The 521-nt window shown below is 36.5% G+C and carries 1 protein-coding gene; it reads left to right on the forward strand.

Annotation, left to right across the window (positions count from 1 at the left end; translation table 11 throughout):
• Positions 1–236: 236 nt before the first annotated feature.
• Positions 237–521, forward strand: a 285-nt coding sequence (locus AC1DPZ_RS28795; RefSeq protein ID WP_477409984.1) for a glycosyltransferase, incomplete at its 3' end; no start/stop codon positions are given.

The raw sequence follows: 521 nt of genomic DNA on the forward strand, positions 1-521 counted from the left end.
GGCTTATAAAGTTATTAAACCCTTATAGAAAGGGGTATGTTATAATTAGCACTCATCCTTATTTAAACGCTTACCTGGGATTTTTGAAACGGGTAGGGTACATAAAATCAAGGCTCATAGTTAGGGAGTGTACATCTGTTTTTACAAGATACAAAGGTTTAAAAAAATGGAGTTACCAGCTGGCGTACCGGCTGGGTTATCCCGCAGTAAATTTAGTTGTTTGTCAAACAAACCTAATGCGTGATGCTTTCCTGAAGAACATACCTTTTGTTAATAGTAAAAAGGTGATTGTTCAGAAAAACCCGGTTGATGTTGAACAAACCATTATAAAATCTAATTTACCGCTGGATGATGCCGATGCGGGCACTAATTATATTTGTGCAGCTGGCCGTTTGATCCCCGAAAAAGGATTTTGCAACCTGATAAGTGCATTTAATGAAATTGAATCATGTTATCCGGATTTGAAATTATTGATTTTTGGCGAAGGACCTGAGAAAAATTCCCTGGAAAAACTTATTAAA

Source organism: Mucilaginibacter sp. P4_G9 (assembly GCF_056400985.1).